17 protein-coding genes and 1 pseudogene are annotated in these 20,610 nt (G+C 52.1%); 9 read left to right on the top strand and 9 right to left on the bottom strand.

The features are described 5' to 3' along the window. From trmH to DW47_RS0104815, 4 genes are all read left to right on the top strand, one after another. A complete protein-coding gene (gene trmH, locus DW47_RS0104830; RefSeq protein WP_029685251.1) occupies positions 1-711 on the top strand; it encodes a tRNA (guanosine(18)-2'-O)-methyltransferase TrmH in 711 nt (236 codons plus the stop codon). After that, positions 708-2,786 (top strand): ATP-dependent DNA helicase RecG, encoded by a 2,079-nt coding sequence (gene recG, locus DW47_RS0104825; RefSeq protein WP_029685250.1) that lies wholly within the window; start codon positions 708-710, stop codon positions 2,784-2,786. Before trmH ends, recG begins: the two co-directional genes overlap by 4 nt. 85 nt (positions 2,787-2,871) lie before the next feature. After that, positions 2,872-4,257: a nucleobase:cation symporter-2 family protein gene (locus tag DW47_RS0104820; protein WP_029685249.1), complete on the top strand. Its 1,386-nt coding sequence runs from the start codon at positions 2,872-2,874 to the stop codon at positions 4,255-4,257. Positions 4,258-4,398: 141 nt separating this feature from the next. Then, positions 4,399-6,072, top strand: coding sequence for an AsmA family protein (locus tag DW47_RS0104815; protein WP_029685247.1), 1,674 nt, complete (start codon positions 4,399-4,401; stop codon positions 6,070-6,072). Between the two features lie 50 nt (positions 6,073-6,122). Here DW47_RS0104815 and fabY read toward each other — a convergent pair whose 3' ends face one another. The 5 genes from fabY to typA all read right to left on the bottom strand — a co-directional run bounded on the left by fabY (position 6,123) and on the right by typA (position 11,037). Next, positions 6,123-7,064: a fatty acid biosynthesis protein FabY gene (gene fabY, locus DW47_RS0104810; protein WP_038027180.1), complete on the bottom strand. Its 942-nt coding sequence runs from the start codon at positions 7,062-7,064 to the stop codon at positions 6,123-6,125. A gap of 56 nt (positions 7,065-7,120) precedes the next feature. After that, positions 7,121-7,558 carry a D-aminoacyl-tRNA deacylase gene (dtd, locus tag DW47_RS0104805; RefSeq protein WP_029685245.1) on the bottom strand — a complete coding sequence of 146 codons (438 nt, stop codon included), beginning with the start codon at positions 7,556-7,558 and terminating at the stop codon, positions 7,121-7,123. Continuing rightward, positions 7,555-8,406: a virulence factor BrkB family protein gene (locus tag DW47_RS0104800; protein WP_029685244.1), complete on the bottom strand. Its 852-nt coding sequence runs from the start codon at positions 8,404-8,406 to the stop codon at positions 7,555-7,557. The genes dtd and DW47_RS0104800 overlap by 4 nt, the downstream gene beginning before the upstream one ends. A 57-nt stretch (positions 8,407-8,463) precedes the next feature. Next, entirely contained in the window at positions 8,464-9,060 is a 597-nt protein-coding gene (gene yihX / locus DW47_RS0104795) for a glucose-1-phosphatase (protein WP_029685243.1), read from the bottom strand. Positions 9,061-9,213: 153 nt separating this feature from the next. Next, the gene (gene typA, locus DW47_RS0104790) at positions 9,214-11,037 is read right to left on the bottom strand and encodes a ribosome-dependent GTPase TypA (RefSeq protein WP_029685242.1); all 1,824 of its coding nucleotides are present in this window, start codon (positions 11,035-11,037) and stop codon (positions 9,214-9,216) included. Between the two features lie 455 nt (positions 11,038-11,492). Between typA and glnA the strand changes: the two genes are divergently transcribed. The 3 genes from glnA to glnG all read left to right on the top strand — a co-directional run bounded on the left by glnA (position 11,493) and on the right by glnG (position 15,589). Next, positions 11,493-12,902: a glutamate--ammonia ligase gene (glnA, locus tag DW47_RS0104785; protein WP_029685241.1), complete on the top strand. Its 1,410-nt coding sequence runs from the start codon at positions 11,493-11,495 to the stop codon at positions 12,900-12,902. A gap of 220 nt (positions 12,903-13,122) precedes the next feature. Then, entirely contained in the window at positions 13,123-14,172 is a 1,050-nt protein-coding gene (gene glnL, locus DW47_RS0104780) for a nitrogen regulation protein NR(II) (RefSeq protein ID WP_029685240.1), read from the top strand. Between the two features lie 7 nt (positions 14,173-14,179). Continuing rightward, a complete protein-coding gene (glnG, locus tag DW47_RS0104775; protein WP_029685239.1) occupies positions 14,180-15,589 on the top strand; it encodes a nitrogen regulation protein NR(I) in 1,410 nt (469 codons plus the stop codon). Positions 15,590-15,633: 44 nt separating this feature from the next. On the opposite strand, the gene hemN is transcribed toward glnG, so the two are convergent. From hemN to DW47_RS0104760, 3 genes are all read right to left on the bottom strand, one after another. After that, positions 15,634-17,007, bottom strand: a complete 1,374-nt coding sequence (hemN, locus tag DW47_RS0104770) for an oxygen-independent coproporphyrinogen III oxidase (protein ID WP_029685238.1) — start codon at positions 17,005-17,007, stop codon at positions 15,634-15,636. A 226-nt stretch (positions 17,008-17,233) separates the two neighbouring features. Further along, positions 17,234-17,746: a Der GTPase-activating protein YihI gene (yihI, locus tag DW47_RS0104765; protein WP_029685237.1), complete on the bottom strand. Its 513-nt coding sequence runs from the start codon at positions 17,744-17,746 to the stop codon at positions 17,234-17,236. A 191-nt stretch (positions 17,747-17,937) separates the two neighbouring features. After that, entirely contained in the window at positions 17,938-18,765 is an 828-nt protein-coding gene (locus tag DW47_RS0104760; protein ID WP_029685236.1) for an MBL fold metallo-hydrolase, read from the bottom strand. 155 nt (positions 18,766-18,920) lie between these two features. Between DW47_RS0104760 and yihA the strand changes: the two genes are divergently transcribed. Further along, the gene (gene yihA, locus DW47_RS0104755) at positions 18,921-19,568 is read left to right on the top strand and encodes a ribosome biogenesis GTP-binding protein YihA/YsxC (protein WP_051150829.1); all 648 of its coding nucleotides are present in this window, start codon (positions 18,921-18,923) and stop codon (positions 19,566-19,568) included. Positions 19,569-19,656: 88 nt separating this feature from the next. On the opposite strand, the gene spfP is transcribed toward yihA, so the two are convergent. Beyond that, positions 19,657-19,704 (bottom strand): small protein SpfP, encoded by a 48-nt coding sequence (spfP, locus tag DW47_RS17930; protein WP_071892919.1) that lies wholly within the window; start codon positions 19,702-19,704, stop codon positions 19,657-19,659. Positions 19,705-20,115: 411 nt separating this feature from the next. On the opposite strand from spfP, the pseudogene DW47_RS0104750 reads away from it, so the two are divergent. Continuing rightward, positions 20,116-20,610 (top strand): annotated as a pseudogene (locus DW47_RS0104750) (transposase); the annotation flags it as partial.

Genomic DNA, 20,610 nt, shown 5'->3' with positions numbered 1-20,610 from the left:
ATGAATGAGCAACGTTTTGCGCGGATAACGGAAATGCTGGCGCGCCGCCAGCATGACCTGACCGTCTGTATGGAGCAAGTGCATAAACCGCACAATGTCGCGGCGGTGGTCCGTACCGCCGATGCTGTCGGTATTCACCATGTCCATGCTGTCTGGCCCAGTGATCGGATGCGCACTGCGGTGTCCTCCTCTGCGGGCAGTAACAGTTGGGTCAATGTGATCACTCATCGCTCTATCGGCGATGCGGTCACTGCCGTAAAAGCCCAAGGGATGCAGGTACTGGCGACTCATTTGTCGGATAACGCCGTCGATTTCCGCGATATCGATTATACCCGTCCGACCTGTATCCTGATGGGTCAGGAGAAAACCGGCATTACCCAAGAAGCCTTGGCGTTGGCCGATCAAGATATCATTATCCCGATGGTGGGCATGGTACAGTCGCTGAATGTGTCGGTCGCCAGTGCCCTAATCCTCTATGAAGCTCAGCGCCAGCGGCAAAATGCCGGCATGTACCAGCGTCAACACTGTTTGCTGGACGAAGCCGAACAACAGCGCTTACTGTTCGAGGGCGGCTATCCGGTACTGGCGCGAGTGGCTCGGCAGAAAGGTCTGCCCTACCCGTGGATCAATGCGCAGGGTGAACCGGAAGCAGACGAGCAGTGGTGGGCTGCCATGCAGGCCACCGGCCACAGTCGTAAGCAGAAAAAATGAAAGGCCGCCTGCTCGACGCCATTCCGCTGAATACCCTGACCGGCGTCGGTGCCAGTCAGGCAGCAAAACTGGCAAAACTCGGGCTGCATAATCTGCAGGACTTGCTGTTACACCTGCCTGCCCGCTACGAAGATCGTACTCGACTCTATCGCATTAACGATTTACTGCCCGGCCTCCATGCTACCGTTGAGGGTGAGGTGCTTTCCACTGAAGTGACGTTTGGTCGCCGGCGGATGCTGGTATGTCAGATCAGCGACGGCAGCGGCATCGTAACCCTGCGCTTTTTCAACTTCAATGCGGGTATGAAGAATAACCTCGCCACGGGTAGCCATGTGGTGGCCTACGGTGAGATCAAACGCGGGCAACGCGGCGCTGAGATTATTCATCCGGAGTACCGCATTACCGGCCAGCAGGCCAGCCCGGAAATGCAGGAAACCCTGACACCGGTCTACCCGACCACAGAAGGGATCCGTCAGGCGACCTTACGTAAACTCACCGATCAGGCGCTGACCTTACTGGAAAGCTGTCCGACCCACGAATTACTGCCCGCTGAACTGCGCGGCGGTATGATGTCACTGACCGATGCTTTACGTACCCTGCATCGTCCACCACCAGAACTGCAATTGGCCGACCTCGAGCAGGGTAAACATCCTGCGCAACAGCGGCTGATCACCGAAGAGTTACTGGCCCATAATCTGAGTATGCTCGATGTCAGAGCAGGTGCTCAGCGTTATCATGCCCAACCGATCACTGCCACTCTGCCACTGACCAACCGCTTTTTGGCGACCCTGCCGTTTAGCCCGACCGGGGCACAGCAGCGGGTAGTGCAAGAAATTGAGCAGGATTTGGCGAAAGATTATCCGATGCTACGGCTGGTGCAAGGAGATGTTGGCTCCGGTAAAACATTGGTGGCTGCCTTGGCCGCCCTGACGGTGATCGCCCAAGGACACCAAGTGGCACTGATGGCCCCTACCGAACTCCTCGCGGAGCAGCATGCCAATAACTTCCGTCAGTGGCTAGCACCGCTGGGGATAGAAGTCGGCTGGTTGGCGGGTAAACAGAAAGGCAAAGCCCGTGAGGCACAACAGCAAGCCATCGCCAGTGGTCAGGTAGCCATGGTGGTCGGCACCCATGCGCTATTTCAGGAACAGGTCCGTTTTAACGGTCTGGCACTGGTCATTATCGACGAGCAGCACCGTTTTGGTGTCCATCAACGTCTGGCGCTGTGGGAAAAAGGTGAACAGCAGGGGTTCCATCCTCACCAGCTGATCATGACGGCCACACCTATCCCACGGACTCTGGCGATGACGGCCTATGCAGATCTTGATACCTCGACCATTGATGAACTGCCTCCCGGCCGGACCCCGGTTACTACCGTGGCCATCCCCGATACCCGTCGCGAGGAGATTATCCGCCGCGTGGAAAGTGCCTGTCAGCAGGGGCGTCAGGCTTATTGGGTGTGTACGCTTATTGAAGAGTCGGAGCAGTTAGAGGCTCAGGCCGCCGAAGCGACCTGCCAGGAACTGCAACTGGCCCTGCCAGAGATGAAAATCGGTCTAGTACATGGCCGGATGAAACCTGCGGAAAAGCAGGCGATTATGCAGCAGTTTAAAGACAATCAGATCCAGTTACTGGTCGCCACTACCGTTATTGAAGTGGGTGTGGATGTACCTAATGCGAGCCTGATGATTATCGAAAATCCGGAACGTCTTGGTCTGGCACAGTTACATCAGTTACGTGGCCGGGTGGGCCGTGGCGCAGTCGCCTCCCACTGTGTGTTGTTGTATAAGTCCCCGCTCAGTAAAACGGCCCAGAAGCGCCTGCAGGTGCTACGTGACAGTAACGATGGCTTCGTGATTGCCCAGTATGATCTGGAAATCCGCGGGCCAGGTGAATTGCTGGGGACCCGCCAGACCGGTAATGCAGAGTTCCGCGTGGCCGATCTGCTGCGTGATCAGGCGATGATCCCCGCTATTCAACGAATAGCCCGCCACCTCCACCAGCAATACCCCGAGCAGTCTGCCGCACTAATAGAACGCTGGTTACCGGCTACCGGACGCTTTACCAACGTATAATTTTTTTCGTCTTGGCTTGGCAAACGTTTGCTTTCGGGCCGCAGATAATTAAAATCCCCTTTTTTCTTACCTTTCAGGATATTTCATGTCTGCCGATGTTCCGTTATCCCGACAAAACCCTCCACCGTCACGCAGTGAACTGGTCTATCGCCTCGACGACCGGCCGCCGCTGCCACAGGCCTTGTTTGCTGCATTGCAGCATCTGCTGGCGATGTTTGTCGCGGTGATCACTCCGGCATTATTGATTTGTCAGGCTCTGGGATTACCGGCTGCCGATACTCGCCATATTATCAGCATGTCACTGTTTGCCTCTGGGGTCGCCTCGCTGCTACAAATCAAAACTTGGGGACCCGTCGGGTCCGGACTGCTGTCGATTCAGGGTACCAGTTTTAACTTTGTATCACCGCTGATCATGGGCGGACTGGCACTAAAACAAGGCGGTGCCGATGTGCCCACGATGATGGCTGCGCTGTTTGGTACCCTGATGCTGGCATCCTGTACTGAGATGCTGCTGTCACGGGTGCTGCCTCATGCTCGCCGGATCATCACCCCGTTAGTTTCTGGGATTGTGGTGATGATTATCGGCTTATCGCTGATCCAGGTAGGACTCACTTCGATAGGTGGTGGATTTAGTGCCATGAGTGATCACAGCTTTGGTGCCCCGAAAAACCTGCTACTGGCCGGTGTGGTACTGCTGACCATTATTCTGCTTAACCGACAGAAAAATCCCTATCTGCGGGTGGCCTCGTTAGTGATCGCTATGGCGATTGGCGTATTGCTGGCCTGGAGTCTGCATATGATGCCAGTGCTGACCGCCAGCAACGGTCCACTGATGGCAGTTCCGGTACCGTTCTACTACGGATTGGGTATTGACTGGAACCTACTGTTACCGCTGGTACTGGTGTATATGGTGACTTCACTGGAAACTATCGGCGATATTACGGCTACCTCAGATGTGTCGGAACAACCAGTCAGCGGTCCGCTGTATATGAAGCGCTTGAAAGGCGGGGTACTGGCTAATGGCCTCAACTCTTGTGTGTCGGCACTGTTCAATACCTTCCCTAACTCCTGTTTTGGTCAAAATAATGGCGTGATCCAACTGACCGGCGTCGCCAGCCGCTATGTCGGCTTTCTGGTGGCACTGATGCTTATCGTTCTGGGACTGTTCCCAGCAGTCAGCAGTGCGGTACAGCATATTCCGCAGCCGGTACTCGGCGGGGCGACTCTGGTCATGTTTGGCACCATTGCCGCTTCCGGTGTACGAATTATTTCTCGGCAGGCGATCGATCGCCGAGCGGTGATGATTATTGCTATCTCTTTGGCAGTCGGACTGGGTGTGTCTCAGCAACCGCTGATCCTGCAGTTTGCACCTGAATGGCTGAAAACCCTGCTCTCCTCGGGGATTGCTGCCGGCGGCATCACCGCCATCCTACTAAACCTGATTTTTCCAGTCTCTCAGGAAACAGAATAAGGTCTGCGGCGGGCGCTCGCTAGCGGGTGTTCCGCCGCCCATTCTCTTCCCCCTCTCGGAAAACACGCCTCACCATTGAGCTAAGAAGAAAATTCAGGCATAACAGGCAGTAGCTCATCCTTAGGACACAGGACAGACCCCATGAAATTTATCGGAAAATGCCTTCTGATATTGTTGCTCATTCTTATGCTGGCCGTTATTGCCGGCTACTTTTTGCTGAAAAGCACCTGGGGTGCTGCCACCCTCAGCCGCTTGATCAGTGATGAAACAGACTGGCACCTGTCTATCGGCCGTATCCGTCATACTTTCAGTGACCCGCTGGCAGTGACCTTGCAGGATTTCAGTTTCGGCCACGACGGTCAGCCTGCTCTGATTGTTGCAAAAGATGTCACCCTCAACCTGTCCCTGCTCCAGTTCAGTCAGCCGTCACATTTTGCCGCCCTGACGCTGAGCAATGGCGAAATTGACTTGGCAAACAGTCTGTCGGGCACGACTGTGCCGCTGCAGGCCGATCATCTCTACCTTAACGGTATGCGTATTGTTCAACCGGCAACAGGTCGCGACTTTACCGCGCAGGATCTGCAGGCGGAAATCTCCCCTTGGAAACCTGCTGCCGACCAGATGACGGGCAACCATTATCAATTCAGTCTGGATCTCGGTGAGCTGTCCCTGAGTGGTCAGATCTTGAAAAAGATAACCTCCCAGGGCTCCGTAGATGCTGGTAAGCTGACGCTAGACGCTCTGAGCGGCCAGGCAGAACGTGGCACCTTCTCCGGTAAGATGAGCCGTGATGCCCGTGGCCAATGGCAGATCCAACAACTGGCGCTGCAAAATACTCGATTCCAGACCGAGAAAAGTTTGTCTCAATTTTTACAACCGCTGGAACAACAAAATATACATCCGGCACAGATCGCGATTAACCATGCCACCATCATCGGTCCGGACTGGTCAGTGACTGATCTGACGCTGCAACTGAATAACCCGCAATTGCCAGATGACGGACTGCTGGCCCCTGGAGGACAGCTGACAGCGGCTGCCAGTACCTTTGTCTATGACAACAATGAATTTTCTCAGCCACAAGCCAGTATTTCGGACACGGCTCAGGGCTATCAAATCCACAGCCTAAAAACCGCATGGATGAATGGCAACCTGGCGACCAGCGGTCAGTGGCTGCGGGATACCCGCCAACTGACACTGGATACCCTTTCCTTATCGGGTCTGGAGTACACCCTACCGGAAAACTGGCGTCAGCTCTGGATGACTCCTCTGCCGGCGGCTATCGATTCGGTCCTGGTGCATCAGTTAACCGTCAGCCATACCCTATTAATTGATATTAATCCGGACTTTCCATTTCAGATGACGGGACTTAACGGCACCGGCAGTGAGTTGATGCTGGCGAAGCAAGGACAATGGGGGATCTGGTCCGGTCAGAGTGAGTGGAAGGCCAATGAAGCGACCTTTAACCGCCAAGATATCCGCGCCCCGTGGTTGAAGTTATCCGCAGATAATCAGCAAATCACCGTCAATGACCTGAAAATGCTGGTGGATAATGGTCCTATGATCGGTAAGGCTACCCTGTCCCAGCAGCCTTCTCGGCAGTTCAGTCTCAGCCTGCAGGGCCAGAATGTCCCGCTACCTGCTCTTAGCCATTGGGGCTGGCCAGTGACGGCTGACGGTAACGGGGACTTTACCCTCAGCGCTCAGGGCAACTTACAGGCAGCTACAGCGCTGCGTCCAACGGTTAATGGGACACTGACCTTGAGCACTGCTTCCGGCAAGACCGTGCAGTCGATGCATAATGGGGTTACCGAATAGTCACCGCACAAGCAAAACGGGCGCAAAAGGCGCCCGTTTTACCGTCAGTCTCAGTTAATCCCTGAACCACCTTCTTCCAATGGTCGCTGCGGATCAGCTGGCAACACGATATAAACCCCTTCAAATACCGCCCCCCTTTTTTCGTCACCGAGCAGCTGTACATCCAGCCGAACCCTGGCCTTACGCCCACGCGCTAGACGGTCGAGATCACCGCGCAGTGACCCCAGTTCCGCCACCGCCGAAGGACGGCCAGTAATGGCATGACTATAGCGGATATGGGCATCTGCCAGTACGATGGTCCCTCCAAGGTGACGTTCACGTAGCAGCAGCCAGATAAGTCCCCACCCAGTCAAGGTCGCCAGTGAAAACAAGCTACCAGCAAACAAAGTATGGTGCGGATTCTGATTACCGGTTTCCGGCATGGTGGTGATAAATTTATGGCCGGTATACTGCTGGATACGTACCCCCATTTTTTCACTCAGGGGAATATGGCTGTACCAGGCTTGCTGGAGCTGTCCACACCAGTCGGCACGGTGCAGAATATCGTCCAGTGTGACACTTTGCTTAATCATCAGAAAATGACGCACTGGGGTGGTCTGCGCGGCAATAATTTCGCCTTGGTTCAGATATCCAAGCTTGGCAAAAAATTCGATAGCATCTTCACGCGCACTACAGGTGATACGCTTGACGCCTTCTTGGCGAGCCACCGATTCTAATGTCATGATCAGCAGCGTCCCCAGCCCTTTACCGCGCAGGGCCGGATCTACGGCAATAAAGCGGATAGAGGCTTCATTGTCGGCATTAATATACAGACGGCCAACGGCTACCGGCCGGTTATCTTCATCCACCACCATCTGGTGATGGGCGGTGGCATCCCAAGCTTCTCGCTCAGAGCCTATCGGTTGATTCAGAGGCTTACGCAGCATCTCCCAGCGGAAATTGTAATAGGTTTCCAGTTCCTCTGGCGTCTGCGGGACTCGCAGATGATACATATAATGATCCTCTCTGGCAGCAGCACTGCCCGGCGCCGCCATGGTTAATGACGTACTCATACCTGCAGCCAGAAGGTCACCGGGCCATCATTTACTAAACTGACTTCCATATCGGCGGCAAAACGCCCGTTTTCAGTGACCACTCCTGTGTTGCGGCAGTAGTCACTGAAAGCGTGATACAGCGTCTCCGCCAACTGTGGCTCGGCACTGCCGGAGAACGAGGGACGTAATCCTTTTGTGGTGTCAGCCGCCAAGGTAAACTGTGAAACCACCAGCAGGCTACCCTGTGCCTGTTGCAGGTTAAGGTTCATTTTCCCCTGCTGATCGCTAAACACTCGGTACCCGAGTACCCGGTCGGCCAGTCGTACCGCTTTCTGTTGGTCATCGCCTTTTTCGACTGCCAGTAGGACTAACAGCCCGTGACCGATCTGGCCGGTGATCTGCTGATCTACCGTAACGCTGGCGCGGGTCACCCGCTGAATTAATGCTATCATTCCGTTACAGACTCTTGTTTCGCCGTTTTTCGTAACTGCCGGTAGTGATTAATCGAGACCGTCACTTCAGCACCTAGCAATACAATACACCAGGTCCAGTACATCCAGAGGAATAAAATCGGTATCACTGCCAGAACGCCGTAAATCATCTGATAAGAGGGAAAAGCGGTGACATATAGAGAGAAGGCTTTTTTGCCAAGCTCAAACAGGACACCGGCCACCAGCGCACCGCAAAATGCATCCCAACCCGGTACTGCACAGGTCGGTACGATACTGTACAGCAGCCAAAACGCCAGTACCGACAGCAACAATGGTAACAGCCGCAGGATCGGGTCGAGCAAATGAGTCAGTCCCGTATCATTTAGCCAGTGGACAGACAGCAGATAGGAGCTCATCACCAAACTCGCTCCAGCCAGTAACGGACCCAATGTCAGCACCATCCAATAGACTGCAAAGGAAAATACCAACGGACGCTTTTTAGTACTGCGCCAGATAGTATTCAGCGCACTGTCGATGGAGTGGATCAGTAGCAGCGCGGTAATAATCAGGCCGATCGCCCCTACTGCCGTCATGCGACTGACATTACTGACGAAACGCTCAAGATAGTCTTCGACTACCGTCCCAGCAGCAGGCACGAAATTATCAAAAATGAAATGGCGTAACTGGACACTGACATCAGAGAATACCGGAAACGCGGCAAACAGTGCGAAGACCACCGTCGCCAGCGGTACCAGCGCCAGCAACGACACAAAGGTCAGGTTACCGGCATGCACCGTCATATTGTCTTCATCAATCCTTCGCCAGAACAGCACCAGCCAGTTAAGTGCTGGTTTTATCCGTAATCTCATCTCAGTCAGCATCCTTCAACGGTTCGGGTTACCGGCCTGTGACCTGCTTATGGGCTACTATTCGCGGCCGGAAAACCATTGCGCGACAGTTTCAGGTCCGGTCACCTGGACAGCGGTGATCCCAATAGCCTCTGCGGCGGCAATATTCGCAGGGTGATCATCAAAGAAAACCGCTTGATCGGCCGATACCCCCTCTTTCTCCAGCACGGCCTGATAGATCCGGGATTCCGGTTTGCGCATTTTCAGTTGATGGGACAGATAGACAGCGTCCGCTGCCTGTATCACTTCAGGATAGTGTGTCGGCCAGACTTCGCAATGCAATTGATTGGTATTGGATAAAATCACCACCCGCTCACCGGCATCACGCAGCGACTGCATACGGGCCAGCATATCTTGACGGACACCGACAAAAAGTGCCTGCCAACCAACCGTAAATTGCTCATAGCTTAGGTTAATCTGCAGCGTCTTGCAGACGGCTTCGGCAAATTCGCGATCGGTGATCTCGCCGCGCTCATGCTGCTCAAAGATAGGGTCAAAAGCAAAGTTGTGCTGAAGCTGGGCCAGTGGGGCGCCGCTGAGGTTACTCCATACACCCAGTGCGCGGTTGAAATCAATATCGACAATGACATTACCCAAATCAAAGATATACAGCATAGTCGTCTCCCTGAGAGTTACCTTAATTTAACTGTATCGGCAAATCCTCCGAGTTAACAGGCCTGTACCACGAAAATCTTTTTTCTGCGGCCCATAAACGGTGCCCATAAAAAAACCCCGGCGAGCCGGGGTTTTTAATGACATCAGAATCGATTAAGACTCTTTGCCACCACGTGATGCACGTTTACGTTCGTTTTCCGTCAGGTGACGTTTACGAATACGTACCGACGTTGGCGTAACTTCAACCAGTTCGTCGTCATCGATAAATTCCAGAGCCTGTTCCAGAGACATCTTGATCGCAGGGACCAGAGTCGTCGCTTCATCAGTACCGGATGCGCGCATGTTGGTCAGTTTCTTACCAGTCAGGCAGTTCACGGTCAGATCGTTTGAACGTGAGTGAATACCGATAATCTGGCCTTCATAGACTTCAGCACCGTGACCCAAGAACAGCTTACCGCGCTCCTGCAAGCTGTACAGTGCGAAGGCAACTGCTTTACCCTGACCGTTAGAAATCAGAACACCGTTCTGACGCTGACCTACTTCACCCTGACGCAGTTCGCCATAGTGGCTAAAGGTGGAGTACAGCAGACCAGTACCGGAAGTCATGGTCATGAATTCGTTACGGAAGCCAATCAGACCACGGCTCGGGATTTCATAGTCAAGACGCACACGGCCTTTTCCATCCGGATCCATGTTCTTCATGTCACCTTTACGCTCACCCATCGCCTGCATCACAGCACCTTGATGCTGCTCTTCGATGTCCAGGGTCACGTTTTCGTAAGGTTCCTGCTTACGACCGTCGATTTCACGGAAGATAACTTTCGGACGGGATACCGCCAGTTCGAAACCTTCACGGCGCATGTTCTCGATAAGAACAGACAGGTGCAGCTCACCACGACCAGAAACACGGAAAGCATCCGCATCTTCAGTTTCTTCAACACGCAGTGCCACGTTGTGGACCAGTTCTTTCTTCAGGCGATCGAGGATCTGACGTGAAGTAACGTATTTACCTTCTTTACCGCAGAACGGAGAGGTATTTACGCAGAAGAACATGCTGACGGTAGGTTCATCAACAGACAGTGCTGGCAGGGCTTCAACATTCTGAGGGTCACAGATCGTGTCAGAGATGTTCAGCTCGCCCAGACCAGTAATGGCAATGATGTCACCGGCTTCCGCCAGATCACTGTCAATACGCTCAAGACCTAAGTGGCCCAGAACTTTACCGACTTTACCATTACGGGTTTTGCCTTCCGCATCAATCACAGTCACTTGCTGGTTCGGTTTAACTTTACCGCGTTTGATACGGCCAATCCCGATAACACCTAGGTAGTTGTTGTAATCCAGCTGAGAGACCTGCATCTGCAGTGGACCATCAAGGTCAACGCTTGGTGCCGGAACGTGCTTAACGATAGCTTCGTACAGCGGAGTCATATCTTCGGCCATTGCTGCGTGATCATCACCAGCAATACCTTGGATTGCCGATGCATAAATGATCGGGAAATCCAGCTGTTCGTCGGTCGCGTCCAGGTTTACGAACAGATCGAAGACCTGATCAACAACCCAGTCAGGACGTGCGCCCGGACGGTCAATTTTGTTGATAACAACGATTGGCTTCAGACCGTGAGCAAACGCTTTTTTGGTCACGAAGCGAGTCTGCGGCATAGGGCCGTCGATGGCATCGACAACCAGCAGTACAGAATCAACCATAGACATTACGCGCTCAACTTCACCACCGAAGTCGGCGTGTCCTGGGGTATCAACGATATTGATACGGTAGTCGTTCCACTTAATCGCAGTGTTTTTCGCGAGGATGGTAATCCCACGCTCTTTCTCCAAATCGTTGGAGTCCATCACACGCTCAGTTGCTTCGGTACGGGCATCAAAAGTACCAGACTGTTGTAACAGCTTGTCAACCAGGGTCGTTTTTCCATGGTCAACGTGCGCGATGATGGCGATATTACGCAAATTTTCGATCACAGCTTTGCCTCAGGCATTAGAAATAGCGCGCTATTGTACACGGATTAGGCGAAAGACTGAATAAGATCACAGTATTCGTTGTAACTTTCTCACTGATTTTTTCAATCGCTGCTATCTGCAACAATTGAGGGGCATTTTTAGTGCATTCTGTCTGCTGATATGGAGCAATGCACCAAAATAGATCACTGCAACTAGCAATGAAGCACCACATTGGTGCAACATGATAAGCAAGTGCCTCCCCGATTTCGGGCACAAACACCACCAGGGCAGCATTTGCGCCATTTTCATAAAGTTGGCACAGTTTTCGCTTAATCCTTATTAAGCATAAATGCCAGTTTCACAACGGTTGAAAGGCTTGTCGGGAACACAGTACAGAAGAATTGCGGCGCCTCGTGATTCATGCCTGTAACCGGTTCTCTTACCACGACAACAATGATTATTTCAGGAGAGTTAGTATGTCCGTTGAGCACGTTCTCTCATTGATGAACGAACATGAAGTTAAGTTTGTTGATCTCCGTTTTACCGACAGTAAAGGTAAAGAGCAGCATGTCACCATTCCTGCTCATCAGGTCAACGAAGATTTCTTCGAAGAAGGTAAAATGTTTGATGGTTCTTCCATCGGCGGCTGGAAAGGTATTAACGAATCTGACATGGTTCTGATGCCGGACCCGACCACTGCCGTTCTGGACCCGTTCTTCGAAGATCCTACCCTGATTATCCGTTGTGATATTCTGGAGCCAGGCACGCTGCAGGGCTACGACCGTGACCCACGCTCAATTGCGAAACGTGCTGAAGACTTCTTGCGTTCTTCTGGTATTGCTGACACTGTGCTGTTCGGACCAGAGCCTGAATTTTTCCTGTTTGATGATGTGCGTTTCGGTTCTACCATGTCTGGTTCTCACGTCGCTATCGATGATATCGAAGCGGCATGGAACACCGGTAAAGCCTACGAAGGTGGTAACAAAGGTCACCGTCCTGGTGTGAAAGGCGGTTACTTCCCAGTGCCTCCGGTCGACTCTTCACAGGATCTGCGTTCTGCTATGTGTCTGACCATGGAGCAGATGGGCTTGGTGGTTGAAGCGCATCACCACGAAGTGGCTACTGCTGGCCAGAATGAAGTGGCAACCCGCTTCAATACCATGGTGAAAAAAGCTGACGAAATTCAGATTTATAAGTATGTGGTCCACAACGTGGCACACGCTTACGGCAAAACAGCGACCTTTATGCCAAAACCAATGTTTGGTGATAACGGCTCCGGTATGCACTGCCACATGTCTTTGTCTAAAGACGGCACTAACCTGTTCTCTGGCGACAAGTACGGCGGCCTGTCTGAAACTGCCCTGTTCTACATCGGTGGTATCATCAAGCACGCAAAAGCGATCAATGCCCTGACTAACCCGACTACCAACTCTTACAAGCGTCTGGTACCAGGTTACGAAGCTCCGGTTATGCTGGCTTACTCTGCCCGTAACCGTTCTGCGTCTATCCGTATCCCAGTGGTTGCTAGCCCGAAAGCACGTCGTATCGAAGCGCGCTTCCCGGACCCAGCAGCTAACCCATACTTGGCTTTCTCTGCGCTGCTGATGGCTGGCCTGGATGGGATCATCAATAAGATCCATCCTGGCGATGCGATGGATAAGAACCTGTATGACCTGCCTCCAGAAGAAGAAGCAGAGATCCCAAAAGTGGCAGGTTCTCTGGAAGAAGCGCTGGACGCTCTGAACGAAGACCGCAGCTTCCTGACTCGTGGTGGCGTATTCACTGACGACACTATCGATGCTTACATCGCACTGCGCAAAGAAGATAACGACCGCGTACGTATGACTCCGCATCCGGTAGAGTTCGAACTTTACTACAGCGTTTAATCTCTCTTGTAGTGTTGTTGCCGTGGAAAATTTCAGCCCATCTTCGGATGGGCTTTTTTCTCAAAAAATTCAATATGTCATATTAATTTACGCCGAGTATATTGGTGTCATATCTGGCGGATTTCGCCTGACAATGTCCCACTCCCGCTAGCGGGAAATCGGCCCAGATGCGCAGCAAAAAAAGACAATGGGTATCACCCTGACTATGCGGAGATAAACAATGATCACCAACACACCTGCCGATGCCGTGCAGATATTGAACTCTCTCATCAACAGTGTGTTAGTTGTCGACGATAATCTGGTGATCCACTACGCCAACCCCGCGGCACAACAGTTACTGGCCCAAAGCTCACGTAAACTATTTGGTACACCGCTTCCTGAACTCACCGGATATTTTTCATTAAATATTGAGGTGATGCAGGAAAGCCTGAAAGCAGGCCAGGGATTTACTGACAGCGAAGTGACAATCGTGGTCGATGGTCGTGCGCACATTATGTCGCTGACCGCACAAACCTTTGCTGACCAGAAGATTTTACTGGAAATGGCGCCGATGGATAACCAACGTCGTCTTAGCCAGGAACAGATCCAACATGCCCAACAGGTCGCCGCCCGAGATTTAGTCCGCGGCCTAGCGCATGAGATTAAAAACCCCCTAGGGGGACTACGCGGGGCCGCACAGTTACTATCACGTGCCCTGCCTGATCCTTCACTGAATGAATATACCAAGGTGATCATTGAGCAGGCTGACCGATTACGTAATCTGGTTGACCGTTTATTGGGGCCTCAGCAGCCGGGGATGCATGTTACCCAGAGTATTCATCAGGTGGCTGAGCGTATCGTCAATCTGGTATCGATGGAGCTTCCAGAGAATGTCGCCCTGGTGCGGGATTATGACCCAAGCCTGCCGGAACTGCCCCATGATCCGGACCAGATTGAGCAAGTGCTGCTGAATGTTGTACGTAATGCCCTGCAGGCGTTAGGGGAAGAAGGTGGCACTATTACAATACGGACCCGTACCGCATTCCAGTTAACCCTGCACGGCGTCCGTTACCGGCTGGTGGCCCGCATCGATATTGAAGATGATGGTCCGGGTATCCCCCAGCAATTGCAAGACACATTGTTTTATCCGATGGTGAGTGGTCGTGAAGGGGGCACCGGTCTCGGTTTATCCATTGCCCGTAGCCTGATCGATCAGCATTCAGGAAAAATAGAATTTAACAGTTGGCCAGGACACACGGAATTCTCAGTGTACCTGCCTATTCGCCAGTGAGGTTTCCATGCAACGAGGGATAGTCTGGATCGTCGATGACGATAGCTCCATCCGCTGGGTGCTTGAACGCGCACTCACTGGAGCCGGGGTCAATTGTACGGCTTTTGAAAGCGGAGATGAGGTACTGAGTGCACTGGCCAGTAAAACGCCGGATGTCTTATTATCGGATATCCGTATGCCAGGCATGGACGGCCTTGAACTGCTGAAGCAGATCAAAAAACGCCATCCGATGCTGCCGGTGATCATTATGACCGCGCACTCTGACCTGGATGCTGCCGTCAGCGCTTACCAGCAAGGTGCCTTTGATTACCTGCCAAAACCTTTTGATATTGACGAAGCCGTAGCGCTGGTTGAGCGCGCCATCAGTCACTATCAGGAACAGCAACAACCGAGAAATCATCCAGCCAGTGGACCTACCACCGATATTATCGGTGAGGCACCAGCGATGCAGGATGTGTTTCGTATTATCGGCCGCCTGTCACGTTCATCAATCAGTGTGCTGATTAATGGTGAATCCGGTACCGGTAAAGAGCTGGTCGCCCATGCCTTGCACCGGCACAGTCCTCGGGCAAAATCACCGTTTATTGCCCTGAATATGGCGGCGATCCCTAAAGACCTGATCGAATCAGAACTTTTCGGCCACGAAAAAGGCGCTTTTACCGGAGCCGGTCAGGTGCGTCAGGGCCGCTTTGAACAGGCTGATGGTGGCACACTGTTCCTCGATGAAATCGGGGACATGCCGCTGGATGTACAGACCCGTTTATTGCGTGTACTGGCTGACGGGCAATTTTACCGAGTCGGTGGCTATGCGCCGGTAAAAGTGGATGTGCGTATCATCGCAGCGACCCACCAGAACCTGGAACTACGGGTTCAGGAAGGTAAGTTCCGTGAGGATTTATTCCATCGCCTGAATGTGATCCGCATTCATCTGCCGCCGCTGCGTGAGCGCCGTGAGGACATTCCGCGCCTGGCCCACTATTTCCTGCAGATTGCCGCCCGTGAACTGGGGGTCGAAACCAAGATCCTGCATCCGGAGACAGAAGCAGCGCTGACCCGCCTGCATTGGTCAGGTAACGTCCGTCAGTTAGAAAACACCTGTCGCTGGCTGACAGTGATGGCAGCCGGTCAGGAAGTCTTGATCCAAGACTTGCCACCGGAACTGTTTGAAACTGCACCGGCAGACAGCCCGGTACAGGCTTCTCCAGATAGCTGGTCAACCCTGCTGGCCCAGTGGGCAGACCGTGCACTACGCTCTGGACATCAGGATCTGTTGTCTGAAGCCCAACCGGAGATGGAGAGAACCTTGCTGACCACTGCGCTACGCTTTACTCAGGGACACAAACAGGAAGCCGCACGTTTGCTGGGCTGGGGACGCAATACCCTGACCCGTAAACTGAAAGAACTAGGGATGGAATAGCGGCCTTACAGATAAACACGGCAGCCCGATGGCTGCCGTGTTTTTTAGATAACCCGTGAAAACTGCTGCTGGCGCACGGTATTGCGTAGGTAGCGATCAAAACACATACAGATATTACGGATCAGCAGGCGTCCTCGGGGTGTGACCGCCAGTCGGTCAGGAGTAATACTCACTAATCCGTCATCCGCCAGTGGCTGTAACAGCTGCAAATCTTCGGCGAAGTAGCCAGAAAAATCGATCTGCCACTGCTTCTCAAAAGCCAGTATATCCAGTGAGAAATGACAAATCAGTCGCAGGATCAGGTCACGACGCAGCCGGTCATCATTATCCAAACTGACCCCCCGCCACAAGGCATGGCCTTGCTGTGCCACACGCTGATGCCACTGATTAAGAACCTTGTGATTCTGGGCGTAGGTATCGCCAATCATGCTGATGGCGGAGACACCCAATCCCAATAGGTCGGTATTCCCTTGTGTGGTGTAACCTTGGAAGTTACGGTGCAGAACGCCTTGACGCTGTGCCACCGCCAGCTCATCTTCCGGCAGGGCAAAGTGGTCCATCCCAATAAACTGATAGCCGCCGCCGGTAAGGGTGGCGATACTCTGCTGTAAAATCTCTAGTTTCTGCGCAGCATCTGGCAAGTCGCTGTCATGGATTTTCCGCTGTGCCGGAAACAGCGTCGGCATATGGGCGTAGTTAAACACACTGAGACGATCCGGGCGCAGCTCCAGCACTTTCTGTAAGGTAAACGCGAAACTCTCCGCGGTCTGTTTGGGCAGGCCATAGATTAGGTCAATATTGCCGGACACAAAGCCCAGAGACTTGGCCCGCGCCATCAGAGCAAAGATAAAGGCCTCGTCCTGTTCACGGTTAACTAACTTTTGAACCTGCTTATTAAAATCTTGTACGCCCATGCTGAGGCGGTTAAACCCTTCTCGCTTCAGGTGATCGAGCATATCTAGGGCAATTTCCCGTGGGTCCAATTCTAGGGAAATTTCCGCGTCCACTGAAAAGCGGAAGCAGGATCTCAGTAGCTGATTAAGACGCGAAATCTGGGCTTCACTGAGGAATGTTGGAGTACCACCTCCCCAATGCATTTGGGTTACGATACGGTCACGAAACAGCGGTGCCCGCTGGCGGATCTCCACTTCCAAGGCATCCAGATAGCGTTCCGCCTTGTGTGCCTGACGGGTGATCTGTTTATTACAGCCGCAGAAATAGCAGAGGCGGTGACAGAAAGGGATATGTAGATAGAGGGATAGCGGACGATCGGGGTAACGGCTGACCGCACTGAGAAAATCCGTTTCCCGGTAGCCTTCATCAAATTCCAGCGCCGTCGGATACGACGTATAACGTGGACCGGAATAGTTGTACTTTTCGATTAACGACTGGTCCCACTCGATAGGGGGTACAGACATGCTCACTCCTTCCGCTGACGGGCTCTGATGACAGTTCGCGGTCTGGCGGAAGCAGGAGGTGTTATCCGGCGCCGGACCCGGGATTTTGTTCGGGATAGGCGCCGTAGTTTACAAAAGAAGAACAACAGAAAATACGCATACAGTAGCGCTAATATTGATCCTAGCCAAAGCATGATGAATTATTCTCTGAGGAAGGCGGTTAGTTCATCAGTGACCGCGAAAAACATTAGCTTCCTTTAAGTAAGCGGTACATATCATCTTCCGCTTCTTTATCCTGCTGTTCTTCGTCTTCGTCAAGGTCAATGCCCAGTTTTTCCATCAGCACTTCGATACGATCCAAAGTTGCGTCCAGCCAAGTCTGCTCTTCTGCACTGAGCTTAGCGCCGTTTTCCAGTTGATCCAGCAAGGCATCTAGGCGTTCATTGTTTTCCAGTGCATCCAGCTCTTCACGGGCCGTTAGGGCTGGTGCTACTTCACGGGGTTTGACCACCGGTTTAGATGCCACAGCACGGTCTGCAATCAGCGGGACCGCTTTTTTGCTGCCAAGACGCGGGTCTGCCGCAGTAGCACCTTGGCGTTTCTTGTTATCGCTGCCTTTATTTGGATTGGCGCGGTTACCCGCGGATAGACCTTTCTGTTTTTTCTGGCGCTGACGCTCACGGGCCTCCAAATCCAGTTCCGCACGGGTTTTACGCTTAGGTGCGGACTTTCCGCGAGGGGCTTTAGCCGGTTGTTTCATGTGTTCGGTCTCAACTGTTTTTCTTTAGTATAGAATTGCGGCGAAATCTAGCAGAAACCCACGCAATAAAAAAGCGACAGCGACGGCTTATGCTGGTTTTAACGATTTAACGCTGACTGTGACACACTCCGGCCCGCAGCGACAGGATTAATCTGCCGAGCAGCAAACTACTGCCCGGCCGTTGAGGGTATTTAGGCATATTGCCAGTGATAATGACCGTTTTGGCGGCTCATGTACCCGGCAGAGCTTTCCGCAAAATGTGAACTGAACCATAACGCTTGGTGGTCTGCCGCCCACGCCATCATGCGCTGCCGCTGCTGTTCGGCCTGTTCGGCGTTTTCACAAAAACAAGACGCTAACTCAGGCTGACTAACCTGTAAGGTGCTGTGCATCAGGTCGCCACTGAAAATCCCCCAAGCCCCATCGCTATGTAGGATCACCGAGGCATGGTCCTGGGTATGACCCGGCGTGGGAAGATAGGTTAAGCAGTCGGCGAAGGTGTTTTGCTGAGTGAGGTCGATGGTATCCAGTAAACCTGCCGCTATCACTGGATGCAGGCTGTCCTCCATCAATGTCTGACGGGACGGGTCCTGTTCCCAGGCGGCTAGTCCCGCTGCGGAACAGATATAGCGGGCATGTTTAAACAACGGCTGCCAGACACCATCAACCCGATGAGTATTCCAGCCAATATGATCACCGTGCAGGTGGGTCATTAACACGAGATCGATCTGGTCGGGGTCAATGCCCGCAGCCATCAGATGCTCAAGCCAACGGGTGTTAAGTTGATTAAAAAAAGGGGAGTGTGGTCGGTCACGGCCGTTACCATTACTGGTATCAATGATGAGGGTCTGCTGCGGCGTGCGCACTACCCAACTGTGCACCGATAACTGAACAGTGTCAGGGAGGTACCCCTCTCCCTGCTGGTCTGGATAGAGTTTCTGGGTAGGCAGCGGGATTTCCACTTCTGGAATTTTAATGATCTCGCACTGCCCGAGGGTAAAGCGTAGGGTTTCGCTCATCCGTTTTTCCTCATTGGTATCACCGAAACATTATCATCCGGGTCTATGGCGAGCCTGTTATTCTGTGCGGTCCGCTAACAATGTGCATCGGTGCACAGATTACAGGCACTTTACCGCCATAACGGGTATACTGCCGCCAGTACACAGAATTTATTATGCGGAGTTTGACCTTGTCTGGATGGAATTATCACGTCACCCATTTTGTAACCAGCGCACCGGATATCCGACACCTGCCTGTCGATAGTGGCGTGGAAGTCGCTTTTGCCGGACGTTCTAATGCCGGTAAATCCAGTGCATTGAATACATTAACTAATCAGAAGTCCTTGGCCCGTACCAGTAAGACTCCGGGACGTACTCAGCTGATTAACCTGTTCCAGGTCGCCGAAGACTACCGTCTGGTGGACTTACCAGGCTACGGTTATGCGGAAGTCCCGGAAGAGATGAAATTGAAATGGCAGCGTGCGCTGGCGGAATATCTACAGAAACGCGACTGTCTGAAAGGGCTGGTGATCCTGATGGATATCCGGCACCCGATGAAAGATCTCGATCAGCAAATGGTGAACTGGGCAGTAACCAGCCATATCCCAGTGCTGGTGCTGCTGACTAAAGCAGATAAACTGGCATCCGGTGCCCGTAAAAAACAACTTAACCTGGTGCGTGAACACAGTCAGTCTTTCGGTGGGGATGTTCAAGTTGAGATGTTTTCATCACTGAAGAAAATCGGTGTGGATAAACTGAAAAATAAACTGGATGAGTGGTTCAGTGCTTACTCGCTAACCGCTGAAATTTCCGACACGGAGTAGTTTCAGCGGTAGGGCCCAGCAGACTTATCACAGTACCGCGCCCAATAAAAAACGCCCCGGAGACCGAAATCTCCGGGGCGGCTAATATTCAGCCAAATCCGATTACGTGAAGTAAAAGGTCTGAAAGATAGAACATCTTACCTCTGTACCCTACGCCTAAAAATGTACCTGATTTTTACCAACCGATAAAGCCTTTTCTGGTCCTTTTTGCCGCATCGCTGATGATTATCTGACCGCAAAAACATAAATAAAAATTATCCATAACCCACGAAATCATAGATAATTGTTATGTGTAATTTATGGGAATTTTCTTCTGCTGTTGATTATTTTACTGTCGTAATTAATTATTTATGCGGCGATTTCGGGGAAAAACCTCGTTTTACCGAGGCCATAACTGATCACTTTCAACAGTAAGCTAATGAATTATCAATTATTTTGTTTATAAAAATCGATAAAATCTGATTTACGCTTTTTTTTCCTTTTTAATGTCACTTTGACCCGTCCTGAATAGCGTTGACACGTTCCTGTTCTAATTCTGGAGAACGTGATGATGACAGAGTTCAAACGCACCCAACGAGATTATCCTCTATCCTTTAAAGTAGCTGTTGTTGAACAGGTTGAAAAAGGCGAAATGACCTATAAACAGGCTCAGCAACGATATGGTATCCAGGGACGCTCTACTGTTCTTGTCTGGTTGCGTAAGTACGGCCGGCTTGACTGGAACCCCGGGACTCTAGGTCTTTCAAAGAGGAGACTGTCCGTGCCTAAGATAAACATGCCTCTAACACCTGAACAAAAAATCAGAGAACTGGAAGAGCAGCTTAAACTCGCAAATCAAAAAGCTGAGTTTTTTGAAGCGGTTATTAACGTTCTAAAAAGTGATTACGGAGTGAGTATCGTAAAAAAGCGGCCCGGCAAGTCCTCTCGAAAAACCAGGGCTCCGCAGTCACCGTAACTCGGGCATGTCAATTTCTGGGGCATAGTAGACAGGCATGGTATCAGTGTAATACTCGATACACTATGCGTCAGCAGCAGAATACTC

It is taken from the genome of Tatumella saanichensis (assembly GCF_000439375.1).
Lineage (GTDB): Bacteria > Pseudomonadota > Gammaproteobacteria > Enterobacterales > Enterobacteriaceae > Tatumella > Tatumella saanichensis.
This window is presented reverse-complemented; position numbering and strand designations above follow the sequence as displayed.